The 25,356-nt window shown below is 43.8% G+C and carries 22 protein-coding genes; 10 read left to right on the top strand and 12 right to left on the bottom strand.

All coding sequences use genetic code 11. From position 1 onward, the window contains the following. Nucleotides 1-470 precede the first annotated feature (470 nt). Nucleotides 471-1,166 carry a VC0807 family protein gene (locus CYL31_RS13130; RefSeq protein WP_212915660.1) on the top strand — a complete coding sequence of 232 codons (696 nt, stop codon included), beginning with the start codon at nt 471-473 and terminating at the stop codon, nt 1,164-1,166. Nucleotides 1,167-1,286: 120 nt separating this feature from the next. Here the strand turns inward: CYL31_RS13130 and CYL31_RS13125 are convergent, their stop codons facing one another. Further along, on the bottom strand, nt 1,287-1,529 hold the full coding sequence (locus CYL31_RS13125) for a hypothetical protein (RefSeq protein ID WP_212915659.1): 243 nt from the start codon (nt 1,527-1,529) through the stop codon (nt 1,287-1,289). Continuing rightward, the gene (locus CYL31_RS13120; protein WP_212915658.1) at nt 1,526-1,903 is read right to left on the bottom strand and encodes a Tse2 family ADP-ribosyltransferase toxin; all 378 of its coding nucleotides are present in this window, start codon (nt 1,901-1,903) and stop codon (nt 1,526-1,528) included. Before CYL31_RS13120 ends, CYL31_RS13125 begins: the two co-directional genes overlap by 4 nt. Before the next feature lie 461 nt (nt 1,904-2,364). Here CYL31_RS13120 and CYL31_RS13115 point away from each other — a divergent pair, with 461 nt between their 5' ends. The 9 genes from CYL31_RS13115 to CYL31_RS13075 all read left to right on the top strand — a co-directional run bounded on the left by CYL31_RS13115 (nt 2,365) and on the right by CYL31_RS13075 (nt 14,192). After that, nucleotides 2,365-3,342, top strand: a complete 978-nt coding sequence (locus tag CYL31_RS13115) for a dipeptidase (RefSeq protein WP_212915657.1) — start codon at nt 2,365-2,367, stop codon at nt 3,340-3,342. Between the two features lie 67 nt (nt 3,343-3,409). Then, entirely contained in the window at nt 3,410-3,955 is a 546-nt protein-coding gene (locus CYL31_RS13110; RefSeq protein WP_212915656.1) for a DUF5943 domain-containing protein, read from the top strand. 95 nt (nt 3,956-4,050) lie between these two features. Further along, nucleotides 4,051-6,117: a dimethylglycine demethylation protein DgcA gene (gene dgcA, locus CYL31_RS13105; RefSeq protein WP_212915655.1), complete on the top strand. Its 2,067-nt coding sequence runs from the start codon at nt 4,051-4,053 to the stop codon at nt 6,115-6,117. 180 nt (nt 6,118-6,297) lie between these two features. Next, the gene (locus tag CYL31_RS13100; RefSeq protein ID WP_283248204.1) at nt 6,298-8,226 is read left to right on the top strand and encodes a (Fe-S)-binding protein; all 1,929 of its coding nucleotides are present in this window, start codon (nt 6,298-6,300) and stop codon (nt 8,224-8,226) included. Continuing rightward, a complete protein-coding gene (gene etfA / locus CYL31_RS13095; protein ID WP_212915654.1) occupies nt 8,226-9,500 on the top strand; it encodes an electron transfer flavoprotein subunit alpha in 1,275 nt (424 codons plus the stop codon). The genes CYL31_RS13100 and etfA overlap by 1 nt, the downstream gene beginning before the upstream one ends. After that, nucleotides 9,490-10,266, top strand: a complete 777-nt coding sequence (gene etfB, locus CYL31_RS13090; protein WP_212915653.1) for an electron transfer flavoprotein subunit beta — start codon at nt 9,490-9,492, stop codon at nt 10,264-10,266. The genes etfA and etfB overlap by 11 nt, the downstream gene beginning before the upstream one ends. Nucleotides 10,267-10,340: 74 nt before the next feature. Next, nucleotides 10,341-10,571, top strand: coding sequence for a hypothetical protein (locus CYL31_RS13085; protein ID WP_012070409.1), 231 nt, complete (start codon nt 10,341-10,343; stop codon nt 10,569-10,571). Nucleotides 10,572-10,985: 414 nt separating this feature from the next. After that, entirely contained in the window at nt 10,986-12,953 is a 1,968-nt protein-coding gene (locus CYL31_RS13080; RefSeq protein ID WP_212915652.1) for a methyl-accepting chemotaxis protein, read from the top strand. A gap of 150 nt (nt 12,954-13,103) precedes the next feature. Beyond that, nucleotides 13,104-14,192 (top strand): ABC transporter substrate-binding protein, encoded by a 1,089-nt coding sequence (locus CYL31_RS13075; protein WP_212915651.1) that lies wholly within the window; start codon nt 13,104-13,106, stop codon nt 14,190-14,192. Between the two features lie 79 nt (nt 14,193-14,271). Here the strand turns inward: CYL31_RS13075 and CYL31_RS13070 are convergent, their stop codons facing one another. The 10 genes from CYL31_RS13070 to CYL31_RS13025 form a co-directional block, all read right to left on the bottom strand. Continuing rightward, nucleotides 14,272-15,255: an aldose epimerase family protein gene (locus CYL31_RS13070; protein ID WP_212915650.1), complete on the bottom strand. Its 984-nt coding sequence runs from the start codon at nt 15,253-15,255 to the stop codon at nt 14,272-14,274. Nucleotides 15,256-15,317: 62 nt separating this feature from the next. Beyond that, nucleotides 15,318-16,628 carry an extracellular solute-binding protein gene (locus CYL31_RS13065; RefSeq protein WP_212915649.1) on the bottom strand — a complete coding sequence of 437 codons (1,311 nt, stop codon included), beginning with the start codon at nt 16,626-16,628 and terminating at the stop codon, nt 15,318-15,320. A gap of 99 nt (nt 16,629-16,727) precedes the next feature. Further along, on the bottom strand, nt 16,728-17,573 hold the full coding sequence (locus CYL31_RS13060; protein WP_212915648.1) for a carbohydrate ABC transporter permease: 846 nt from the start codon (nt 17,571-17,573) through the stop codon (nt 16,728-16,730). Further along, entirely contained in the window at nt 17,570-18,451 is an 882-nt protein-coding gene (locus tag CYL31_RS13055; RefSeq protein ID WP_212915647.1) for a carbohydrate ABC transporter permease, read from the bottom strand. The genes CYL31_RS13060 and CYL31_RS13055 overlap by 4 nt, the downstream gene beginning before the upstream one ends. Before the next feature lies 1 nt (nt 18,452). Further along, entirely contained in the window at nt 18,453-19,553 is a 1,101-nt protein-coding gene (locus CYL31_RS13050; protein ID WP_212915646.1) for an ABC transporter ATP-binding protein, read from the bottom strand. Nucleotides 19,554-19,596: 43 nt separating this feature from the next. Continuing rightward, nucleotides 19,597-21,105 carry an arabinosylfuranosidase ArfA gene (gene arfA, locus CYL31_RS13045; RefSeq protein WP_212915645.1) on the bottom strand — a complete coding sequence of 503 codons (1,509 nt, stop codon included), beginning with the start codon at nt 21,103-21,105 and terminating at the stop codon, nt 19,597-19,599. 289 nt (nt 21,106-21,394) lie between these two features. Then, entirely contained in the window at nt 21,395-22,315 is a 921-nt protein-coding gene (locus CYL31_RS13040) for an ArsR/SmtB family transcription factor (RefSeq protein WP_212915644.1), read from the bottom strand. 127 nt (nt 22,316-22,442) lie between these two features. Further along, nucleotides 22,443-23,723: a TRAP transporter large permease gene (locus tag CYL31_RS13035; protein WP_212915643.1), complete on the bottom strand. Its 1,281-nt coding sequence runs from the start codon at nt 23,721-23,723 to the stop codon at nt 22,443-22,445. Next, nucleotides 23,723-24,244 (bottom strand): TRAP transporter small permease, encoded by a 522-nt coding sequence (locus CYL31_RS13030; RefSeq protein WP_212915642.1) that lies wholly within the window; start codon nt 24,242-24,244, stop codon nt 23,723-23,725. The genes CYL31_RS13035 and CYL31_RS13030 overlap by 1 nt, the downstream gene beginning before the upstream one ends. A gap of 87 nt (nt 24,245-24,331) precedes the next feature. Continuing rightward, nucleotides 24,332-25,327 carry a TRAP transporter substrate-binding protein gene (locus tag CYL31_RS13025; protein ID WP_212915641.1) on the bottom strand — a complete coding sequence of 332 codons (996 nt, stop codon included), beginning with the start codon at nt 25,325-25,327 and terminating at the stop codon, nt 24,332-24,334. Between the last annotated feature and the right edge of the window lie 29 nt (nt 25,328-25,356).

Raw genomic sequence — 25,356 nt, 5'->3', positions numbered from 1 at the left:
CAAACTTTTACTGAAAAATTGATTTAGATTTATTTTTAACTAGTTGCTAAGGAAAAGCTCGTTCGACGCAATCCTTAGTGCGGGACCCTATGGAGTTTCAGAGTCAGTTAAAAATCCCCTTCCTAAAAGCATCAAAATCAATCCATGCCTTACGGTTTAAATCGTCTTGCTAAAGGTTGCGTAAACACAGCAAATGAGACGTTTGGGCGATAGCCCGATAAAAGATTTTTTGCTTTTCTTTTAAGGTGGCGTTTTGCATCGTTTGGCAAAAGTTACACGCCCAGCCTTTGCTGAATTAAATAGTGGAGTAAAGGTCAGGAATATAAAGCATTCGAATGGAGCCAAAAAAAGATGAAATCCACAAATCCTCTGGCACTTCTATCAAAAAACACTGTCTACTCACCACAGTGCGCATTTTTCCTTTATGATAGTCGCCATTAGCATTTGAATTAAACTTGGAACCAGAAATTATGAGTAACACTCCCGAACACAAACCGCGTCCTATGATAGACCTTATTGTTAGTGTCATCTTGCCGTCGTTAATTTTAATGAAGTTGAGTGGTGAAGATAAGCTAGGTACGACCGGTGGTTTGCTTGCGGCGCTGGCGTTTCCTCTTGGTTGGGGGATTTACGAGTTAATTAAGTATCGCAAGTTTAACTTCATCGCCTTGTTAGGTTTGGTGAGCGTGTTGCTGACGGGCAGCATTGGCCTGTTTGAATTGGATAATAAATGGTTAGCGATAAAAGAAGCTGCTATTCCCGCTGTCATCGGGATTGGCGTTTTGGTATCGACTTTTACGCCTTACCCTTTGGTGCGAGCCATGTTCTTCAATGCGGCGATCATGGATGTGGATACCATCAAGCAAAAACTAGAAGAGAACAACAGCACAGAAATGTTTGAAAAACGCCTCATGAAAGCCACGTATTTTATCGCCGGCTCTTTTGCTTTTTCTGCGACGATGAATTATGTCTTGGCGAAATGGATCGTCACCAGCCCAGCGGGAACCGAAGCCTTTAATGAAGAACTAGGGCAAATGACGTTATACAGCTATCCAATGATAGCCATTCCTTCTATGATCATGTTAATGGCTATTTTTTATTACCTATGGCGCAGCATCCAAAAAGCCACAGGATTGAAACTAGAAGAATTAATCGTTAAGAAATGAACCTGTCATGAATTGAGAAAAGATGAATTCATGACAGGTTCAGACTTTTTTAAACGAAGTATTTTATAGAATATGCATTTTTTAAAGCTAAAGCGGTTCCAAGAAACAGCTTTAGCTTAATCATAAAGCATCTCTACTAAAATCTGTTATTTGTTGACCAAACAATTCTATTGCATGGTTTTCCAGCCTTTCTTTAAGACCAATTAGTTCTAGATAGTCATTTCCAGCATCTGCTGCCTCATCTTCGTCTTCCGAGTGCTCACAAATACTCTTTAGGCGAGAGGCTTCTCGACTAACAGATTCAAGAATTATTCTTGTTTCCCAGTCACATAGAGAAATAGTGAGTTCTTTAATATACGTCATAATGCAATCTGCTTTTTAAATACTTTTTGGCATTTTAATGCCAGTTTTGAAAGTAGGCCTTTGAATTCGTCCAAGGGAATGTTTGATGTTGGTGCTATGCTGTAATGCCCTGGTCGATCATTAAGAAGTTTAAGACCCACAGGAACGGATGTTCCTTTAGGAATTTTCCAAACCCAGCCTGACATAGGTGTTGATTCAATACGATCTTTAGTCGAAAGGGAAATCCCCTTTCCATTTGCGATCACAACCAGAATACCGTTGATTTCAGTAGTATCTACATCCTTTGGTCGTCTAATATTATCGAGCCTCGGGCTTGTTGAATTACCTAATCTGAATAAATCTTCTGGTGCCATGAATAGATCTTCGACGTTCATTCCATTCTCCTTGTCGATAGTTGGTGCTTAATACGATTTTAAAAATCGTTAGTATCTTATTTCAATTAGTGATTATATTTAAAATATTCGAGTAATAATAGAAGTGAGAGTCTCTTCGACGCATCAGAGTTACATGTCCAGCTGAGCGGAATAAACTAGCAGCTCAAAGTCATTGAGCTGAACCAAAAGGACAATAATAACCCCATCTTTCGCCTTCCCCTTGAAAAAAAGGGGAAGGCGGAATAAATGCCATGAATACAAAGCGTTTGAGTGGGGACTGAGTTTCTTGTCGCCCTGAAGGACGACTTACAAAAATGGTTTTAAAGCGACTATGCCACTAAGTCGCTTTTAGTCTACCTCTAGTCGTTTCCAGCCACCTCCTGCCTGTAGCTAAAAATTACACTGAGTTCATTGATAGTCACTCCTTTAAAAAGCCCATATTTGATAGGTAAGGAAGAGTAATGAACGCAGCAGAGCTACACGATAAGTCTATTATTATTGACGGTTTGATTTGTGCGAAGTGGAATCGCGAGTTATTCGAAGACATGGCCAAGGGGAAGCTGACGGCGGCGAATTGCACTGTGTCGTTTTGGGAGAACTTCGAGGGCACGGTTCGCAATGTGGTTGAGATGAACCAGTTGATCGAAGCCAACAGTGATTTGCTTACCAAGGTTTACACGACGAAAGACATTCATCGCGCTAAAGCCGAAGGCAAAACAGGTGTGATGATGGGCTTTCAAAATGCCCATGCGTTTGAAGATCAAATCGGTTATGTGCAGATTTTTAAAGACCTTGGCGTGGGCATTGTGCAGATGTGCTACAACACGCAAAACTTGGTTGGTACAGGTTGTTACGAGCGTGACGGTGGTTTGTCGGGTTACGGTCGTGAGATTGTGGCGGAGATGAATCGTGTTGGTATGTTGTGTGATTTGTCTCATGTTGGACCAAATACCGCGAAAGAAGTCATCATCGAATCGAAGAAGCCTGTGGCGTATTCCCATTGTTTGCCAGCGGGTTTAAAAGAACATCCACGCAACCGCACTGACGAAGAGCTTAAGTTCATTGCCGACAACGGTGGTTTTGTCGGTGTCACCATGTTCGCGCCTTTCTTAAAAGCCGGTATTAACGCGACCATAGACGATTACGTGGAAGCCATTCAATACATTTATAACATTGTTGGTGAAGACGCGATTGGCATCGGCACTGACTTTACTCAAGGTCACGGTTACGACTTCTTCGAATACCTAACTCACGACAAAGGTTATGCCCGCCGTTTGACGCGCTTTGGCGAGATCATTAATCCACTTGGTATGCGCACCGTTGGCGACTTCCCGAATTTAACCGAAGCCTTGTTGAAACATGGTTTTAGTGAACGTCAGGTGGTGAAGATTATGGGTGAGAATTGGGTGAACCTTTTGGAAGAAGTCTGGGGAGAATAGTCAATCGACTAGGCTCGTAATACTTTGCAGGATTTGATTTTAACGAAAAGAATTTAAGGAATTGAACATGTCTACACATGCGCCAGAAATGCCGATAGTTGTTGATGATGAGACGGGCGTTTGGACGACGGATGCGCTGCCGATGCTGTATGTGCCGCGTCACTTCTTTGTTAATAACCACATGGGAATAGAAGACGAAATCGGTGCCGAGCGTTATGCCGAGATCCTATATAAAGCGGGTTATAAGTCGGCGTATTTTTGGTGTGAACAAGAGTCTGAATGCCATGGTATTTATGGCGAGGAGATTTGGCACCATTATTTGAAACGCCTATCGCAGCGCGGTTGGGGCTTTTTTATTACTGAAGAGTTGGACATCGAGAAAGGCACGGCAAAAGTGCGTTTAGAAAACTCGGCCTTTGTTTATCACTACGAAAAAATCCACGGTAAGAAAGTTAACCGCAAGGTGGATTATATGTTTACGGGTTGGTTTGCTGGTGCGTTGGATCAGATCCTAGAAAGCAAGGGTTTGACGACCCGCACTAAAGCGATTCAAACCCAGAGCGCAGCCGAAGAAGGTTGTGATGTAGGTTATTTTCAAGTTTCTCCACTTTAGTTTTTTAATCAGAACTTAAATGTATGAGGTCACCACGGGCAGGTGGTGACCACAACAGTAAAAGTTAAACGTCGTTTCCAAGAAGGCAGGATGTTATGTCCCAGTATGATGCGTTGTTCGAGCCACTCAATATTAATAAATTAACTATCCGCAATCGTATCGTTAGTACGGCTCACGCAGAGGTATATGCGACTGATGGCGGCATGACAACAGACCGTTACGTGAAATATTACGAAGAAAAAGCCAAAGGTGGCTGTGGTCTTTGTATTTGTGGTGGCTCTAGTGTGGTGTCTATTGACAGCCCACAAAGTTGGTGGAGTTCGGTCAATCTTTCGACAGATCGCATTATTCCTCATTTCCAAAATCTTGCTGATGCGGTTCATAAGCATGGTGGCAAGATCATGATCCAGATCTCTCACATGGGACGTCGTTCTCGTTGGGACGGTGAAAACTGGCCTAACCTAATGTCGCCTTCTGGTATACGTGAGCCAGTTCACCGTGCGACTTGTAAAACGATTGAAGTAGAGGAAATGTGGCGCGTTATTGGTGATTTCGCTCAAGCGGCGCGTCGTGCGAAAGAAGGTGGCTTGGATGGTGTTGAGCTGTCTGCGGTTCACCAACATATGATCGACCAGTTCTGGTCACCACGCGTAAACAAGCGTACCGACGAATGGGGTGGTACGTTTGAAGGCCGTATGAAATTTGGTATGGAAGTGCTCAAAGCCGTTCGTGCCGAAGTAGGACCTGATTTTGTTGTGGGTATGCGTATCACAGGTGATGAGTTCCACCCTGATGGCTTAGGCCACGAAGAAATGAAGAAAATTGCTCAATATTACGATGCGACTGGCATGGTGGATTATTTTGGTGTAGTTGGTTCTGGTTGTGATACTCACAATACTTTGGCTAACGTTATTCCAAACATGAGCTATCCGCCTGAGCCATTCTTGTATCTGGCTGCTGGTATCAAAGAAGTGGTTAAAGTGCCGGTTATTCATGCACAAAACATCAAAGATCCAAACCAAGCGAAACGTATTATTGAAGCGGGTTATGTAGATTTTGTCGGCATGACACGAGCGCATATTGCTGATCCGCACTTTATTGCCAAAATTAAGATGGATCAAGTTGACCAAATTCGTCAGTGTGTTGGTGCAAATTATTGTATCGACCGCCAGTACCAAGGTTTGGACGTGTTGTGTATTCAGAATGCGGCGACATCTCGTGAATACATGGGCTTGCCACATGTTATTGAGAAAACCTCTGGTGTAATTCGTAATGTCTTAGTTGTTGGTGGTGGCCCTGGTGGTCTTGAAGCCGCTCGTGTTGCCGCGGAACGTGGGCATAAAGTAACTTTGCTTGAGAAAGCAGAAGAGCTGGGTGGTCAGTTGGTATTTGCAGCCAAAGCGCCTCAGCGTGACCAGATTGCGGGTATTACTCGTTGGTTGGTAATGGAAGTAGAACGCTTGGGTGTGGACGTACGTTTAAATACTGCAGCGGATGAGGCGATGGTTAAAGAGCTGAATCCAGATGTGTGTATTTTGGCTACCGGTGGTCGACCATTTATTGATCAGAATGAGCATTGGGGGGCGGCGGAAGGTTTGGTTGTTTCTTCTTGGGATATTCTGAGCGGCGCCGTTGAGCCAGGTAAAAATGTTTTGGTTTACGATACGATCTGTGAATTCTCTGGTATGTCTGCAGCGGACTACTTGGCTTCTAAAGGCTCTTTAGTGGAATTGGTAACAGACGATATAAAACCAGGTGTAGGTGTAGGTGGTACAACATTCCCAACTTACTATCGTTCTTTATACGAGCGAGAAGTCATTATGACGTCAGATATGCTGCTTGATAAAGTGTATCGTGAAGGAAACAGTTTAGTAGCCGTGCTTGAGAATGAATATACCGCGCAAAAAGAAGAGCGTGTTATAGACCAGGTTGTGATTGAAAACGGTACTCGTCCAAATGAGGAACTGTATTACGCTTTGAAAGCCAGCTCACGTAATAAAGGTCAAATTGATAACGAAGCTTTATTTGATATTAAGCCTCAGCCAGTACTGGATGGTGGTTCAGGTGAAGGTATGATCTTGTGGCGTTTGGGAGACTGTGTGTCTCAGCGTAACGTCCATGCGGCTATGTACGATGCACTTCGTCTTTGTAAAGACTTGTAGGGGAGCGATTACTGCGCTCGTAAATGCTGAGTTAAAATGAACTCGAAATGCTCATTTATCATTACAAACTGTGCTTTCGTGTTCATTTTTCCTTGTCTTTACTTCGCTTGTGACATCGCTAATGCATATATTGGTAAATACAGTATGTGCCTTCTGTATTTATAATGATGAGGATTCATCATGATTCTTGATTGGTTACCTCCAACTTTGATTGGTTTTCTTCTTGTGCTAGCGGGGATTGGTGCTGTTCGCCGCATGAATTTATGGCGCGCAGGACAGGCTGAAAAAGTCGATATTCTGGCTGGTTTGCTGGCTATGCCGAAACGTTATCTGCATGACCTTCACCATGTTGTAGAGCGAGATAAGTATATGTCTCGTACTCACGTTGCGACAGGCGGTGGTTTCGTTTTAGCAATGGTGTTAGTTCTGTTTGTTCACCTATTTGGCGTTAAGAGTGAAATTCTTGCTTGGGCGCTATTAGCAGCTTTAGTGCTGATGTTCTGTGGTGCTCTGTTTGTTTATAAGCGCCGAATGAATCCACCATCACGCCTTTCCAAAGGGCCGTGGATGCGCTTGCCAAAAAGCTTGCTAACGTTTTCGATTACCTTTTTTGTTCTGACTTTACCTGCAGCTGGAATCCTTCCAGAAGGAACGGGTGGTTGGATACTCACTCTTGTATTGTCTGTGCTAATTTTAATGAGCCTTAGTGAAATGTTGTTTGGCATGACGTGGGGCGGACCGATGAAACACGCTTTTGCGGGGGCTTTGCATCTGGCGTTTCACCGTCGTTCTGAACGTTTTGGCGGTGGCCGATCCACTGGACTGAAACCTGTGGACTTTGGTGATGGCGTTACCATTAAAGAAGTGCATGGTGTAGCTAAACCAACAGACTTTAAATGGAATCAATTGTTAGGTTTCGATGCTTGTGTGCAATGTGGTCGTTGCGAAGCAGTTTGTCCTGCGTTCGCGGCAGGTCAACCACTTAACCCAAAGAAACTTATTCAAGATATGGTGGTGGGTTTTGCTGGTGGTACTGATGAAAAGTATGCTGGTAGCCCTTACCCAGGTGTTGAGGTTGGTAACGCTAAAGGAGCGCCAGACCAGATTATAACCAATGGTTTGATTAGTTCAGATACGCTTTGGTCATGTACAACATGTCGCGCCTGCGTAGAAGAGTGCCCGATGATGATCGAACATGTGGACGCCATTGTTGATATGCGTCGTTTCTTGACCCTTGAAAAAGGTGAGACACCAAATAAAGGTGCACAAGTTCTGGAAAATATTATCGCTACGGATAACCCGAATGGTTACTCTCCAGCGAGCCGTACGCATTGGGCAGCAGATCAAAATTTGAATGTTATGAAGGATGTGAAACAGGCAGATGTGCTGTTTTGGGTCTCTGACGGTGCTTTTGATATGCGTAGCCAGCGAATTTTGCGTTCTTTCGTGAAGTTGATGAAAGCCGCCAATGTCGATGTGGCGATTTTGGGTGACGAAGAGTTAGACAGTGGTGATGTTGCTCGTCGACTAGGTGACGATGCCGCTTTTCAAAGTTTGGCGAAACGTAACTTAGCGACTTTGTCGAAATATAGTTTTAAGACAATCGTGACGACAGATCCACACGCGTTCCATTGTTTGAAAAATGAATATGGGGATTTTGGTTCTGATGCTCTTAAAGGTGTAGAGGTACTGCATCATACGACATTTTTGAATCGCTTAATAAAAGAAGGCCGTTTTAATTTAAGTCCTCTACAAGGTGGCAGTAAGGTAACGTATCACGATCCATGTTATTTGGGACGCTATAACGGGGAATACGAAGCTCCGCGCGAGTTGTTGGCGAGTTTGGGGATTGAAGTGGCTGAAATGGAACGTTCTCGTTATCGCTCACGTTGTTGTGGCGGTGGCGGTGGTGCGCCAATTACCGATATTCCTGGCGAGCGTCGTATTGCCGATATGCGTATGGAAGACGTTACCAGCACGGGTGCAGACATGGTTGCTGTTGGTTGTCAGCAATGTACAGCGATGTTGGAAGGTGTCGTCGAGCCTAGACCCGTTGTAAAAGACATTGCTGAAATTCTTGCTGGGCAGTTAATTGAGGAGACACACTGATGAGTGATTTATCATCAAAAGACAGCTCTTTAGATAACCTGTTTCGACGAGACCCGAGAGCAGAATGGATAGCGCGTAACCGATTACACCCTTTACATGGTGAAATGTTACAAGCAGGAAGTGGTGAGGTGCGTGGACCTTCTGGGTTGTTGCGTAAGAATCCACATGTTATTGGATTTATTGGTCCAAACGGCATTAAACGTATAGATAGGGCTAACGTATCTTCTGCTGCCGTTGGTGGCAAAAAACGCTCAGGCGAGGCAAAAGAAGTACAGTTGCCTTTGCATATTGTCGAAAATCCAGATTTTTATATCATGGTGGTGGCGGATATGGTGGGTGGTCGTTTGACCGGTCACGATAAAGATATTCTTGGCTTGGCGCATCAGTTGGTTGCTAGGCGCAATGGTGCCGTGACGCTGGTGTGCTTTGGTGAAAACAAAGAAACACAATGTGATTTAGCGGGTGTTGATAGATTGATTCACCTCGAAGGTGCTGAGTACGAAGGCTTTGCACCAGAAGCTAGGCTAACTGCGTTGCAGAAAATAGAAGCGCAATATAAACCTCATCATTGGTTGTTTCCTGACAGTGTTCATGGTGGAACGGATCTGGCTTGTCGTTTATCTGCGCGTTTGGGCGAACGTCTTGCAGCTCAGGCTTGGCAAGTAAATGCTGAGCAAACTGTGTGCCGAGGAGCGTCTGCTAGTCATGATATTTTGCGTGACACACCGCGGATTTTAACCTTGATGGAAGAGTGTGGTGACGCGGTAGACGAAACTCGTCATCAGGTATTGCCAATCTCACTTGATAGCATTGAACAAGTATCTCCTGCCGTTGTGGATAAAGGCTTAATTGCTGTTGATTCAAATGCGGTGCCTTTGGCAGAAGCTGAGTTTATTTTGTCAGCAGGTAATGGCATTCATAACTGGGATCAATTTCATTCCACTGCTGCAGTGCTTGGTGCTACAGAAGGTGCAAGCCGTGTTGCTGTGGACGATGGCTTTATGCCGCGTTCTCGTCAAGTGGGTGCGTCGGGTACTTGGGTTACGGCGCGAGTTTACCTTGCTGTTGGTATCTCTGGTGCGATTCAGCATATGCAAGGTATCGGTCAATGTGACAAGGTGATTGCGATTAACACCGATGCTGGTTGTGATATGGTGAAACGTGCAGACTTGGCTGTCATTGCTGATAGTGAAGAGATATTGGCCGAACTGACTAGACTGGCTCAAGCGTATTCATCATCTAAAACTCAAGAGGAGAAGAGCGATGCAGCCTAGCGTCAAAGTTGTTTCATTAGTGTCTGTTGGTCGTCATCCTCAATCCGGTCGTTCTCGCCGTGCCGAACAAGATGGTCGCGCTGTAGAGTTGGGTCTGAAATTGGCGAATGCCGAACTGACGGTAGTGCATGCTGGCAATGCTCAAGAGCAAGTCCTTAGGCAATATGCAGGTATGGGATTGCCTTCGTTAACCGTATTGGAGCAAGAGAGTGATTGTGATGCTGTGCCTGTGCTGGTTTCGTTCTTACAAGACAAGCGTATCGATGTGGTGCTAACGGGAGTTCGTGCCGAAAGCGGCGAGTCGTCTGGTATGTTGCCATATCTATTAGCCGAAAAACTAGGATGGCCTCTAGTGCCAAGAGTGGCTGATATTATCAGTATTCAGGGGGGGGCGGCCGAAGTTTTGCTGGCTTTGCCTCGTGGTCAGCGCCGTGCCGTAACGGTGAAGTTACCATTTATTGCAAGTGTTGATAATGCCGCGCAAGAGGCGCGTCAAACGGCTTTTGGTCCTGGATTAAGAGCAGATGTCAAAGTGTTAAATGTTGACTCTGTTGTTGATGAAGCCGCAAGTCAATGGCAAATCAGCGCCGCCAAACCTCGTCCTAAGCGCATCAAGGTGGTAAAAGCAAAAACGGCTGCAGACCGAATGAAGGCGGCAACTGCAAAACCTATGGGCAGTGGTGGCAAAGTAATGAAGGACGAAACGGCTGCAGAAAAAGCCCAAGCCATATTTGATCTTTTATTAGAAGAAAAAGTGGTTCGCTAAGTGTTCGTTTAGGTATAAGCTATATGTCCCATTGGTTATTGATTGAACAAATTGTTTGTTTATAGGTATGCAAAATGATGATTGTAGATTTGGTCGACGAAGTCGATTTTAAAGAAAGACTCATCGCGCTAGGAGCGCCTGTTACTCAAGAGCAAAGTTTGGCACAAGTGCAGTCTGCTGTGCTGTCTTGGTTGCAGGCATATCCCGAGCAAACTCCCTTTGTAAAAGACCTTTGTATTGAAATGCAAAAGGACAACACAACTGTTTTGCCCGAAGTTTCTACAGTTATGGCGGCGTTCAGTTAACATTGGCGTTTTGAAATATAAGCTTTATGTCTATCAATAAATCTCTGTTGTGAAGTAGTAAACTTGTCTAAGTTGTATTACTTCATAATGAGGTTTTCATTACCCCCATTTTTTATGAGTCTAATCTCTCTAAATTAGACTTTCTCTATATTCTTTCCATAATTGTTACGTTTTGAAACTTGCTATGGTTTATGCGCTTCTTATGCAGTACTTTGTCTAGGTATATGGATAATAAAGTAGTAAGGAAATAAAAATATTTCGTTATGGCCTTTTTTTATAATGTCATTAATGATGATGTTTTTGGGTTATTAATAATCATTTTCAATGTATAAGTTAATGTTGATGATCAGCTGGTGAATTTATAAAAATTCCTTCTTGGCTCCATATGGCTATTATAATATTTGGGTGAATTCTATGAAAATCAAAACGAAGTTATTGATTGCTTTTTCAATCGCTACCTTGTTGCCCGTCTTAGTTGTCAGTTCCATAACTGCTTTCCTCGCGTCAGACCAAGCACTAAAAAACTTTTCAAAAAATAGCGGACAAACATTGGGCGCTGTTGAAAAATCCTTTGATCAATTTATGAATGACATCAAGTATGTTGTTGGTTTTATTGCTGAGAGTGATCCAGTTACTGTCACTGATGCAGCACCATTAACGACTTATTTTGAGGCAAAAGGAAAGGCACCAAGCAAAATTGCAGAACAAAATGGTGGCCGCGAAGCAGATGTTTTTAATATGTTTGAGGCGATTGGTAAAAATAATCCCAATTTTGTTTATGTTTATATGGGAGACGATGGTGACGGTTATTTAGAATGGCCGGGGACTTATGAATACGCTGAATGGCATCCTAAGCAACGTGGTTGGTATACAAGAGCGATGGAAACGCCTGGTAAAGTTGCGTTGCGTGATGCCTATTATTGGGAGCCTGATGATGCTGTTTATGTGTCTGCTGTTCGGACTTATAAAAAAGGCAATGCTATTGGTGGTGTCGTTGCGGTTGATGTGTCGATCAAAACTCTCACTGAAATGGCGAATAAAACTAAGTTGGGTAACTCCGGTACTATTATGGTCATTGAAAATACCGGTACTATTTTGGTTGATGCCCTCCATGCAGATAATAACTTCAAGAAAATCAGTGAGGTAACGGGTGAGGCGTATCAAAAAATCGCTCAAACTTCTTCAGGTTTGATTAACTTTAAATTGGATGGTGAAGATTATTATGCCGATGTTTACACTTCTCCGAATTTAAAATGGAAGTTTATTGGTTTAATGCCAGCGTCCGAAATTTACTCTAGTACTGTGGAGCTAATTCAAACCACGGCTATTGTTTGTATCTTGTTATTGATTGTTTTTGGTTTTGTTGCTTATTTGATGGCGAAAAGCTTAATCACTCCAATTGAATCTGTATCAGATCACTTACGTATTCTTGCAGAAGGTGAAGGTGATTTAACATCCAAAATTGACATTAAAACCAATGACGAAACAGGTACATTGTCTAATTGGTTTAATCAGTTTATTGAGTCAACTCGTAAACTTATTCTTGGTATTAAGCATTCCGGTATACAGATCGATAAAATTGCTGCTGAAACCTCAGCGAAAGCGAATGAAGTGGCTCAGTCAGCGACGGATCAATTACAGTCTATCGAACTAATCGCAGAAGCAGGGCAGCAAATGCTGATTGCATCTAATGAAGCGGCGGAAAGTTGTGCTAATTCTGCTCAGTTTTCTGAGAAAGGATTGGAGACAACCATCGCCGGAAAAAATCTTCTTAAGAACAGTGCTGAAGGCGTAAATCGTTTAGGTGCTCGTTTGAAAGATTCGAACCAAATCATTACCGAATTGCAAAAAGAAACCGTTAATATTAATCAGATTCTATCGACTATACAGGCGATTGCTGAGCAGACTAACTTGTTGGCGTTGAACGCGGCTATTGAAGCGGCTCGTGCCGGTGAGCAGGGGCGCGGTTTTGCTGTAGTCGCTGATGAAGTAAGAACCCTTGCGGGACGTACACAAGAGTCGACGGAGCAGATTAGTAATATCTTAGGGCTTCTTGCTAACAGAACTAAGCAAGCGTCGGATTCTATGGTGACAAGTTTAGCAGAATCTGAGAATGCGATTAGCTTATCTGATCAGGCGCTTGATTCTTTTGAGCAAATAGAAGAAGTTGTTAAGCAAATGCGCGATATGACGATGCAAACGGCTGCGTCTGCAGAAGAACAGCGAGCAGTGACCGAAGGTGTTAATGAGAATATTGGTGCCATCAGCGAAGCAGCACACCGTGTTTCTAGCATCTCTGGCGATGTAGCAAGTCTTTGTAAGAAGCAGGATCAATTGAGCAAAGAACTGCATTCTATGGTTGTTCGTTTCCGTACTGAATAAAAATGCTGCGTTCTTTCCTAGTTAACCTACTAAAGCTTCTCTCCTTAATTGGGGCGGAGCTTTTTCTTTTAGGTGTTTTTTAAAATTCCTTTCTAATATGAAGTGATAACGATTATCATACCGAACAAATTTACTAATGAAGGTGTCAGTATGGTTAAGTCGTTTGTAATGCTTCTGTTCACTCTTTTTGTGAGTGCAACCTGGGCTGGTCAAGTTACGGTGAAGGATGTTCTTGATCGTGAGGTAACATTTAATGCGCCAGCTCAACGTGTCATTGTCGGGTTTTATCCTGAAGACTATATGGCTATCGGCACGGAAGCCGCTTACGACAAGGTTGTTGGTATGTCTAAATACATTTGGCAAGCGCGTCCTGCGAACTGGGAAATGTATGTTAAACATCGTCCATCTTTAGAAAATATTCCTGGCATTGGACGTGTTGATACGCAAACTTTTTCTGTAGAAAAAGTAATTAGCTTGAATCCAGATGTATTGATGTTGGCCGACTGGCAATATAAGGGCTTAGGAACGGATATTGAACGCCTTGAAAATGCCGGCATTAAAATCATCGTGGTGGATTACAACGCGCAAACGTTAGAGCGACATATTAAAAGCACTGAGTTAATCGGTGTCATTACAGGGCAAGAAAAACGCGCGGCGGCGATTGCTGCAGAATATAAGAAAACCGTTGAAAGCATCAGTAAGCGCCTTGCAGATGCTAATTTGCAAGTACCAAAAGTGTATACCGAGTTTGGTGCTTCTGGTGTACAAGAGCTTGGTTTTACTTTTGGTAAAAACATGTGGGGCGCGATCTCTACTATGGCGGGTGGCGACAATATTTCTGCACCGTTTGTTGAATGGTGGGGGAAATTGAACCCTGAGCAAGTGATTGCTTCGAACCCTGATGTCATTGTTATTACGGGTTATGAAACAGGCAAGGGTTCTGATTCTATGTTGATGGGCCAGGGTGTAGATAAAGCCGAGGCACTTAAACGTCTGGAAGGTTACAAAGATCGTTTGGGTTGGTCTTCTATTTCAGCAGTGAAAAACAATCGTTTATACGGTGCTTATCATGGTGCATGTCGTACTATTTTAGATGCGGCAATGATAGAGTTCTATGCAAAAGCCATGTATCCAGATTTGTTCGCAGACCTGAACCCTGAACAAGCTTATTTGGACTTCTACAAAAAATATCTTCCTGTCACGCCAGAGGGAACCTTTACTCTGTCGCTGCAAGATTAATTTTCACATGTAAAAAAGGGCTTGCTACATTCGTGGTAGCAAGCCCTTTTTTTGTTTATATCCTGTTTAAATCTAAAGATTACTCGAATGCATACCGCGTAACTTGTCGGTAAGTATCTTCTGGTGCAAGTAATATTGGTGGGAAGTGTGACTGATTGATCGCATCAGGCCAGTGTTGGGCTTCAAGGGCAAGGCCTGCGTAAGCTGTCAATGCGCCTTGGTTAATATTCGATTCAGCATCAAGTTGGATATGACGGCCATCGTAAACTTGCAGTCCTGGCTCAGTCGTCTGGTAATCTAATGTGAGTCCGGTGATGCGGCCTTTTAGTGTTGCTACCGTTTGTATTGGGCGGTGACTAGCAAGAGAAAGACAAAAGTTAGTGTCTAACCCAGGATAATCGTCACGACCAATGGTTCGAAGTTGGTGAAAATCAAACGCGCTGCCAGCAGTTGGAGTAACTTCTCCTGTTGGAATAAGCCCTGCATCGACTGGTAAATAATGATCGGCTTGGATACTAAGTTGGTGATCTAAAATAGAGCCTTTGCCATCAAGGTTTACGTAGCTATGACCAGCAAAATTGCAAATCGTTAGCTTGTCTGTGGTGGCAGTGATTTCCATTTCCAAAGTGCTATCGAGTAGACGATAAAACACATCGATAATCATGTTGCCTGGATAACCCATTTCACCGTCAGCCAACTTGGTTTGTAGCTGAACCATGTCGTCATTTTGTTGAATGATTGACCAGTTCTTGCTGCCTGTTCCAGCTGGGCCGCCATGTAAATGATGTGCTTCTGGCAGGGTTGGTGGTAATTGATAGGTTTGATCGCCAATGACTGCATGGCCTTTATTGGTTCGGTTTGCCACTCGACCGACGACTGCACCAAAGTATTTTGCCCCCTGAAGGTAATCGGACAACTTTGGCGAGCCTAAAACTAAAGAATGTTCGTAGCCATTTAGATAAATAGATTGGATGCTAGCGCCTAATGTCAAAATAGACACCTTGAGTTGCGCGTTTTTTAGCGTGACAGATTGAACTTGGTTTAAGTCTGGAGCGAGGTTCACGGAAGTATCCTTTTCAAATAAACGGGAGCCGAAGCTCCCGAAAGTATAGATATATAGATAAATCAGATATTTTCTAACAAGTCGTTAATGCGATATTGCGCTGTTTCTAACGCATCGTCTATTGATTTGTTGCCAGTAACGGCAGAACCTAGTTCTTCACCAAGAATGTCTTGAATGGCAAATTGTCGTAATACCCCAGCTGGTAAGGCTTGTCCTGTTGTGGCTATTTTTGCAATATCACTACGATGCGGTAAGGATTTGAACTTGTCGCTGGCGATGACTTTTTTGACTGTTGGCAAGTGGCCAGTACGAGACCATTCGTAATCATTGTCGTAGAGGAATTTAAACAGTTTGCCAATAGCAGCCATTTTTTCATCGCTACGATCACCACGAGGAACAACCCAACCGTGTCCGTCGGCATAAGTGGCGTCTTTTTGTTTAAAAAACTGAGGCACAGGGAATACGCTATAGCCGTCAGACAGTGCGTTATTGGCTTGTTTAGATTGGGCGTCATAAGAGCCAATTAACCAGGTCCCATTAACTGCAATACCGCCAGCGCCATTAGCAAAGGCTGATACGGCAGCAGGGTAATCCATATTTTTTGTACTTAAGTCTTTGTCCATGATGTTTTTCATCAAGGTAAGTGCGGCTTTTGCATCTTCACCACTTAAATCAATATGGCCAGGATCGGCGAAGAATTTGCTGTCTTGTTGCATCATTAGGGTATAAAAAATACGTGCGTACGTGGCGGTTTCGTTAGCTAAAACTTGTACTAAGTAGGGCTTTCCTGTCGCTTCGTTGAACTGTTTGCCTTGCGCAAAAAGCTCATCACGGCTGGTTGGTAGCATGGGCGTGCCATCGGCTTTCATTAGATCTGCTTTTTTCATCAGATTGTTATTTACGTGAAATAACATGGTCCAGTTATCAAATGGAAGAGCATAGACTTTGCCTTCTTTCGTGACACTGGAAATAGCCGCGTCTGTAAAGTCTGTTGCTTTGATACCTTGGTCTTTTAGTAACTTATCAAGCGGAACCAAAAGGCCACGGGATTGGTAATCTGACATGGCAGAGTAATGCATAGAGACCACATCTGGAGCGGATCGAGACGCTAACTGAGCGTTAAGTTGATCGTATCCTGGCCATTCTACTGTGGTGACTTTCACGTCAATATCAGGATTGTCAGCTTCAAATTTATTCACTAGCGTGGTAATAATGCCGCATTCACCAACGGCAGCAGACACATCGGTTGTCTTGCCATATTCCGCTTCACAAGCGCCAAAGAAACGCTGTAACTCAATGGTTGTGTTGGCATTGGCCCATGAAGACAGCGCCAGTAGGCTGACTGCGGTTGTTCCAAGAAGTAGCTTTTTCATTATTGATTCTCCTAGGTCGTTGTTATTGTTGTAGCCCTATTTCACTTCCAATTTCTGATCTTTTTAGTTCAAATTATTTTTTAGTCATTGTGACAAGTGTTATTTCACGGCGCCTCCTGATACCGCGGTCACTATGTGGCGTTGAAAGAAGATGTAGACGATCACCACGGGCAAGGAAGCGAAGATGGCTTGCGCCCCTAAAAAGCCTAATCCTTCGGATTGCGCAAAGTTCGTTTGCGAGGAGGCTATGCCTATAGTGAGTGTGTACATGTCAGATTTGGTCGCGGAGATAAGCGGCCACCAGTAATCATTCCAAGCTTGCAAGAAAGTGAAAATGCCCAAGGTTGCTTGTGCAGGTAACGTCAGCGGTAGCAGTACTTTCCAGAAGATACGGAAAGTTGATGTATTATCTAGCATGGCGGCTTCATCAATTTCTTTTGGAATAGCCCGAAAGAATTGCGTCATTAGAAAAACGCCAAACGCCGAAGACAAGTTAGGCAATATCAAACCAATGTGGGTGTTGTGTAGATCAAACCAGTTAAACATCTGATGACGGGCAATAATCACCGCTTGTTCTGGTACCGCTAAGCCAAATAATACAATGATGAATAATGTCTTACGGAATGGAAATTCCAGTCTTGCAAAGGCATAACCTGCTAGAGAAGAAAGTAGTAAGACACCAAACGTTTGCCCAACCGCCACTATCATCGAATTCATAAACCAGCCAAAAACGCTGGAAGATTCAAGGATGTTGGCGTAATTCACCAAGGTATAAGGAAATGAAAAGACAGCTTCTGTGCCTTTGAGCAATTCCGCGTTGTCTTTCAGCGAGAGGCCAATAATCCAAGCTACTGGCGCCATCATGATGACACCAAGTGCAGCCGCGATCCAGAACAAGCGACGGTTCGAGGTTAAATGCTCAGGCGAATAGTTTAATGCTTTCATGCGTCTGTCTCCTCTTTACGAGTGCTGACCCAATATTGCAGCATGGCGGCACACAGAATAATTAAGAATAGGATTTGTGACGCAGCTGCGCCCATTCCTATGTCCCAACGTAAGAAGCCAATCTCATATATGTACATCACAATGGGTCGTGACGAGCCCGCAGGGCCGCCGTTGGTCATCAGTTGTGCCTGACCAAATAACTGGAATTGCATGACTACCTGAATGATGGCCACCAACATAATGGTCGATTTAATGGATGGTAGGGTGATACGCGTAAGCACGCGCCAGCGGGAGGCGTTATCTAACGCTGCCGCTTCATACAGGTCTTTTGGTATCTGTTGTAAGGCGGCTAAGAACAGCATCATGGGTAAACCAATGCACCACCAAACGGTTGCTACGCCCACTGAAAACAGTGACCAGCCCGTCGTTGAAAGAAATCCAATTGGCTGCCAGCCAAAATAGTTGAAAATCAACGCCATTAAGCCGTCATTAGGGATAAACACGATCCGCCAGATGAGCGTCACTATGGTGACGGACAAGATGGAAGAAGCAAAAAATAAACCTCTTAAAAAGGACGAGCCTTTGGTGGTTTTATTCAAGGCCAACGCCAGAAACAATCCCAGAATAACCAAAGTAGGCACGGACACACCAACGAAAATCAGTGTGTTTTTTACTGCTTGACCAAAGATTGGATCGCTCAAAACGCGCGCGTAGTTTTTTAAACCAATGAAGCGTTCGCCACCAAACAGATCGACTTTATTAAGCGATAGCCAAATTCCCCAACCAAGCGGAAATACCAGCAAGGTTAAAAATACACTGAGGTAGGGAACGACAAATAAGCCATTTGTCCAACGAGAACGACGATAACTTTCCGCCATTTTACACCTCCATTTGACTGTGATGAGCAAGGCCATCACCGTCAAAGATATGTGCAGCGTGAGGTGAAATCGACACTCTGACTGTTTCACCTGCTTTCACTTTTGAGCGACCCGAATCTTCGGCGATAAGGTCTGTGCCGTCGATTAAAGTGCCATATAGCAGCGTGCGATCACCAAGACGCTCAACCACTTTTATGGTCAGATCAAGGCCATCTTCTTCTGAGGAAACCACCGCAGTGTCTTCCGCTCTAATGCCAATTACTGCGTCTTTGGCGTTAAACTCCGGTGGAAGGGTAATCGCTGTGGCGATGCTTCCTGCTCTACTGACTTCAACAGTGACGCCATTAGCGGTTTGTTGGATGTTATTAATCGGCAACATAGACATAGGTGGAGAGCCAACAAATTCCGCGACAAAACGACTCACAGGGTATTGGTAAATTTCCATAGGCGTGCCGATTTGTTCAATTTTTTGGTTGTGCATAATGACGATGCGATCTGCTAACGTCATAGCTTCCACCTGATCATGGGTAACAAAGATCATAGTCGAACCAAGACGCTGGTGGAGTTGTGCTAGCTCCAATCGCGTCCTGCCGCGCAATGCGGCATCCAAGTTAGATAGTGGTTCATCAAACAAGAAGGCTTTTGGTTCTTTTACAATGGCGCGACCTATGGCGACGCGCTGACGTTGACCGCCAGACAGTCGTCCGGGTTTACGGTCTAACAAATGATCGATTTCGAGGATTTTCGCCGCATCATTAACACGACGATCAATTTCGTCTTGGGCTACTTTCACGTTTTCTAGACCAAACGCCATGTTTTGGCGAGTCGTCATGTGTGGATAGAGCGCATAGGACTGAAACACCATAGCGACGCCACGTTGACCCGGAGGTAAGGTGTCAATGCGCTTGTCGCCAATTTCAATGGAACCTTCTGTAATGGATTCCAGCCCCGCAATCATGCGCAATAAGGTGGATTTTCCGCAGCCAGAAGGACCAAGGAATACAACAAACTCACCGTCTTCAATGTGTAGGTTAATGTCGTCTAAAACGGTAACACTGTCATATCGCTTTGTTATATTTTTTATAGAGATAGATGCAGACATGGTTTCCTCTCTCAGCAAATTTTAAACGGAAAAACTTGGGGTATTACGCCCCAAGTCGAATCATGCGATAGCTCATAGGAGCAATGCTTGCCGTTAGTTTTTGCTGCGTAACAGATGCGCCTTGACCATCTTTTGGTGCTACTTGCTCTGCATCTGGGCCATTTTTTGCGTCAAGTGCATGACCTGACATGACTTTATCCATAATCACTTTCTGGTGTGTGAAGCCTTGTAGAGACAGATCTAATTCAATGCTTTCATCTGGGTGGCGGTTGACGATGAAGAAGGTGAGTGCGCCATCTTTATCGGATTCCACGGCAGAAATATCCAGATAGGAAACATCACTGGCGAACTCTGTATCGTAACCTTGACATTGCACGGCAAGATTAAGTGCTGTACCGCGTCCATATTGAGAAGCATACAAATATGGGTAGTAAGTAGACTGACGCCAAGCTGGGCCACCTTTCACTGTCATGATAGGTGCAATAACGTTGACCAATTGCGCCAAACAGCCAATTTTGACCACGTCGCTGTGGCGAATGAAAGTGTTCAGAATACAGCCAACTTGCAGCGTGTCAGCAAAGTCGTAAATGTCTTCTAATAAAGCGGGAGCATGTGGCCAGCCGTCATTGCCGCCGAGGATTTTTTTGTCTTGTTCGTTAGAGTGATACCAGACGTTCCATTCATCGAAGGAAATATACACATCGTGTTTGGAGCGTTTTTTGGCTTTAGTGGCTTTAATGATTGCTGCGATGGTGTCGATATAGTTATCAAGCAAGCTGGCTTTGGCTAAGTAATTGGCGGTGTTTTTTTCGTGATTATCGAAATACATATGCAGTGAAATGTAGTCGACTGTGTCGTAGGTGTAATCTAGTACAGTGCTTTCCCATTCAGGGTAGGTCGGCATTTTAGGGGAAGAAGAGCCACAAACAACCAGCTCGATGTTTTTGTCGAAAGCGCGCATGGCTTTAGCGGTTTCGAATGCTACTCGACCATATTCAGCGGCGGTTTTTTGTCCGATTTGCCAAGGTCCATCCATTTCATTACCCAGACACCAAAGTTTAACATCCCAAGGTTTTTCACGTCCGTTCTTTTTACGCAGATCAGACCAATAAGAGCCACCAGGGTGATTAACATATTCTAAGAAGGCGCGGGCTTCGTCTAAACCTCTAGACCCAAGATTCACCGCTAGCATCATTTCTGTACCGGCTTGTTCTGCCCATTCTGCAAATTCGTGAATACCTATTTCGTTGCTTTCTGAAGTATGCCAAGCAAGGTCTAGGCGAGTTGGGCGGTCTTCTTTTGGCCCTATGCCATCTTCCCAGTTGTAAGCAGAAACGAAGTTACCACCAGGGTAGCGAGTAACTGGTACGTCTATATCTTTAATCAGTTCGATAACATCTTGGCGAAAGCCGTGTTCGTCTGCGGTTGCATGACCTGGTTCGTAGATGCCGCTATAAACAGCACGTCCTAAATGCTCGATGAAAGAGCCGTAAAGGCGAGGGTCTATTTTGGCAATCACATAATCTTTATGTGCGGTCACATTGGCGCGCATGGAAGTCTCCTTTCTTATTTTTGTATTTTTTAAGAATTTATTAAGTATCTATATTTATGTTTCTTATCTGATTAGTGGATATTAAAAGCATATTTGACCTGAGGTCAATCAATAAGACGTATATTTTTTGTGCAGATAAATACCAAAATTGGTATGGGTGAGTGAGATTTGTAACGAAAAAAGAAAGAGGTAAGTGTTTTGGTTTTTTTAAAGTATTGAAACTTATAGGGTTTATAAATTTTATTTGTTAAGGCAGGCTTGCTGACATCTGCATCAGAAAATAAGATGTTTAAGATTGAAGGCGTAAAATAATGTCTTGGTCGTAATTACCAAATTGCTTGCCAAAAATATTGATGCCGCCAGGGTGTTCAGCATCATCGGGAACAGAGATTCGTACCCGAATCGACCTATGCTCTTCAAGCGCGAGATCTTTCAAAGAGATATCAGAAACCCGTACACCATCGACGTATGTACCGTCATTAGTGACACGAAAGCTTTTTAAATGGCCATACTGACTGCCTGCAAGCTTCCACCAATCGGGTGTGTATTTGCCTTGGTGATCGCCATAATCTCCAGGAGCTGTCCAGATCGCTGCAGTCTTGCCATTGATTGATATATGGATATCAGAAGGCCAGTTTTCGGACGTGCCAGGTACTTCGGATGAAAGCTCCATGACCAGCTCTAGCTCTTTCACTGTCTGGCCTGCAATGCGGGCGTTGTTGGGGAATTGATATTCCACATAGCCCTTGGTGAACCACAACAAACTGGCGCGCATGCGGTCAGGAGAAAGGTAAGTGTCTGGGCTGTCTAGGAAGCCAACAATGCCGGACTCAGAACACAAACCACAAGGGGCCATGACATCAAATTCAGAATATAAGCCCACAGGCATAGCCACTTCGATGACATTGTTTTTGTTCTGTTTGGTGTTGCTGAAAGACAAGACAATTTCTTCGTGGGTTGCACGACAAATTTTCTGGCTGCCTTTGCGGCCTTTTTGGCTTTCGGTGGTTATTAAACCGGCACTTTCGAGGGAGTTGATATGACTGGAAGTCGATGATTGAGGTAATTCGAGAAGGTCTGAAATGTCGTTAACATTCATTGGTCCTTTTTCATGTAACAAGGACAATATTGCCAATCGAGCGGGCGCAGCTAGGCTTTTCAGAACATCGGCGCCATCCTCAGGTGTCAGCAATAAGAACTTTTTACTCATCGTCATCTCCAGTTGAAGATGTATTTATATCGAGTTTTTTGATTCTTATCAAGTTTTAATTGGCTTTCTCACCTGAGGTTAAATGGTGAGAAAGCCATGACTATTATGCTTAAGCTTTAAATTCCGCTTAATGATATAAGGCGTTAAACGGCACCATAACCAATGACGGAAATAAAATTAAAGCAATGAGCAAAGCGAGTTGAGCTAACAAGAAAGGCGCTATGCCTTTGGTAACTGCGCCCATGCTGGTATTGCCGACACTGGATATGGCGGCCAAAACCGTACCTACTGGCGGTGTTAGCAAGCCAATGCTGAGGTTAAGCACAAAGACAATGCCAAAATAGACAGGATCAATACCCGCTGCTGTAATGACGGGCATAAGAACCGGTGTCAAAATTAAGATAACCGGAGCAAGATCCATCGCCATACCAATGATTAATACCAAGATGTTGATAATGATCATTAGGGTGGTTGGGTCGTCTTTCCAGCGTTGTAATAACTCAGATACAGCGCCAGGAATATCTGCCATGGTAATCATCCAAGCAGCAATAGACGAAGCGGCAACTAAGAACATAATGATGCTGGTTAGCGTTGCACAATTTACCAATACACCATAAAGGCGTTTTGGCGTGAGTTCGCGATACACGAATGTTCCGACAAACAGTGCGTAAAACGCTGCGACAGCACCAGCCTCCGTCGGGGTAAACACACCAAAGCGCAAACCGACAACAATAATGACTGGTAGGATGAGCGCCCATAGCGCATTTTTTAGAGCATGTAGACGCTCGCTAAGACTGGCCTTTTCTAGTAATTCGATATCTTCTTTGCGAGTTACGTACCACCACACAAAAATGAGTAATACACCCATCATGAGCCCTGGCGCTAAGCCTGCAATAAACAGTTGTGAGATAGAAACGCCACTGGTGACACCAAATAAAATCAGCGGAATACTCGGCGGTAAAATTGGGGCGATGATGCCGCTAGAAGCAATAAGACCACAAGAGCGATTATGGTCATAACCCGCTTTCACCATAAGTGGAATCAAAATGGCACCAAGCGCTACGGTATCAGCCACTGCAGAGCCAGATAAAGACGCAAAGAGTATTGCTGCCACAATGGTGACATAACCCATGCCGCCTTTTTTATGGCCAAGCATAGTCATGCCTAAATCAATAATTCGGCGGGTAATCCCCCCAGCATTCATTAATTCACCGGCGAGTATGAAGAATGGAATTGCCATCAAAGAAAAATTATTACTGCCACTGACTAGGTTTTCTGCAATTAACTGACTGTTAAACATATCCATGTAAAACATCAGCGCCATACCTGTCATGATAAGCGCGAAGGCGATAGGCATACCGATAACAATGGCGCCAAACAATGCGCCAGCAAAAATGACCAGCTCCATTATGCTTCTCCTTCTTGATGGTTTTTGTTTTTGTCGAGAGCGTCTTGTTGCTGTTCGTTTTCAAATAAGCACCTAATGCCAAATAGAATAAACAAGCACATGCAAGCCCCCATAATCATTGCGCCTGCATAGAGTAACCATAAGGGCATATTTGTGGCGGGGCCGAGAGTATTCATATTAATCTTAGCTAATTGCCAGCTACCATCGATGAGTAACCAGAGTGCGTACAGCATCAAGGAAGCTGAAATAAGTTGCAATGTGACTCTTAGCCATTTGAATGGCATAAGCTTAATAAATATATCGACATTCAAGTGTTGATTGAATTTCATGGCTCGAGTAGTACCAAGAAAGATCATAAATACAAACAAGTAACGTGACATTTCTTCCGACCATGTGATACCAGAATCGAATAAATAGCGCAAAATGACATTCGAGAAAACAAGGCAAGACATAGCGGCCAGACAACTCGCCATGCCGATTCCTAGTAGTAAGTCTACAGAGCGAGATAGCTTTTTCATCATGGGGATGCTCTTAATGGGTCAAATAGTATTCAAGGTTTAATAGGAAAAAGGGCATCTATACGTATTAGATAGACACCCTTATCAAACTTACTTTTCGCCTAGTGCAATGATTTCTTGAACAATATCGCGAGCACCTGGATGAGACTTGTAGAAGTTTTCATAAGCAGATTGTTCTGCTTTTATTAGCGCATCGTGGAAAGCCTGATCTGGAACTGTGATTTTCACACCATCTTGCTCAAGTTTTGCTTTGTTTTGTGCTTCTTGCTTGATCAACAAACTCCACTCTTGCTTTGCTGCATTTTGGGCTGCAGTAGACACAGCTTGCTGCTGCTCCTTAGTTAAAGCGTTCCAAATGTTGTTGTTCATTAAGTACAAGTTTGGCGTGAAAACGTGATTCGTTTCTGTGATGTATTTCACAATTTCATACCACTTAGACGCGACAATATTTGGGTATGGGTTTTCTACACCATCCACAACACCTTGCTCTAGTGCGCTAAACACTTCTGAAATAGGTAAAGGCGTGATATTCGCGCCTAAATTTTTACCGATTTCAAGCATGCTGGTAATGCCAGGGAAGCGTAAACGAAGTCCTTGGAAATCACTCATAGAAGAGATTTCTCGGTTACTGGCAACGACTCGGAATCCTTGAACGCCGTAAGCAAGAAAGTGCAGTCCGGTATTGGAGTCCATCTCATTAACCAGTTTTTGACCGATATCGCTATTTAATGCGTTTTGAGCGTGCTCGTAATTTTTGAATAAGAAAGGCAGTTGGATGATTCCAACATTGGGAACCTCTTTATCCATAATTGTGCCAAGGATAGCCATGCTGACTGTGCCACCTCGAACGGAGTTATAGAGCTTTTCTTCTGCACCTAAAACGCCATTACTAAATACTTTAACTTTTAGCTCGCCATTACTAAGACTTTCGACATCTTTCTTGAAGGTGTCTTTTAGTGCAATGCTGTTAGGGTGAGTGTCAGGGAAAAAGTTAGCAACCGTAATCATTTTTGCTGCATATGCCGCTGGTGTAACAGCAAGGGCTGATGTAATTGCAAGGGCGGCAAGGTTTTTTCTTGTGAACATAGTCTTCTCCTAAATACGCTTTAAGCGTA

The organism is Marinomonas sp. A3A (assembly GCF_018336955.1).
In the GTDB taxonomy this organism is placed as follows: Bacteria; Pseudomonadota; Gammaproteobacteria; order Pseudomonadales; family Marinomonadaceae; genus Marinomonas; species Marinomonas lutimaris.
The sequence above is the reverse complement of the archived record's forward strand: the minus strand, read 5'-3'. Positions and strand labels throughout refer to the sequence as shown.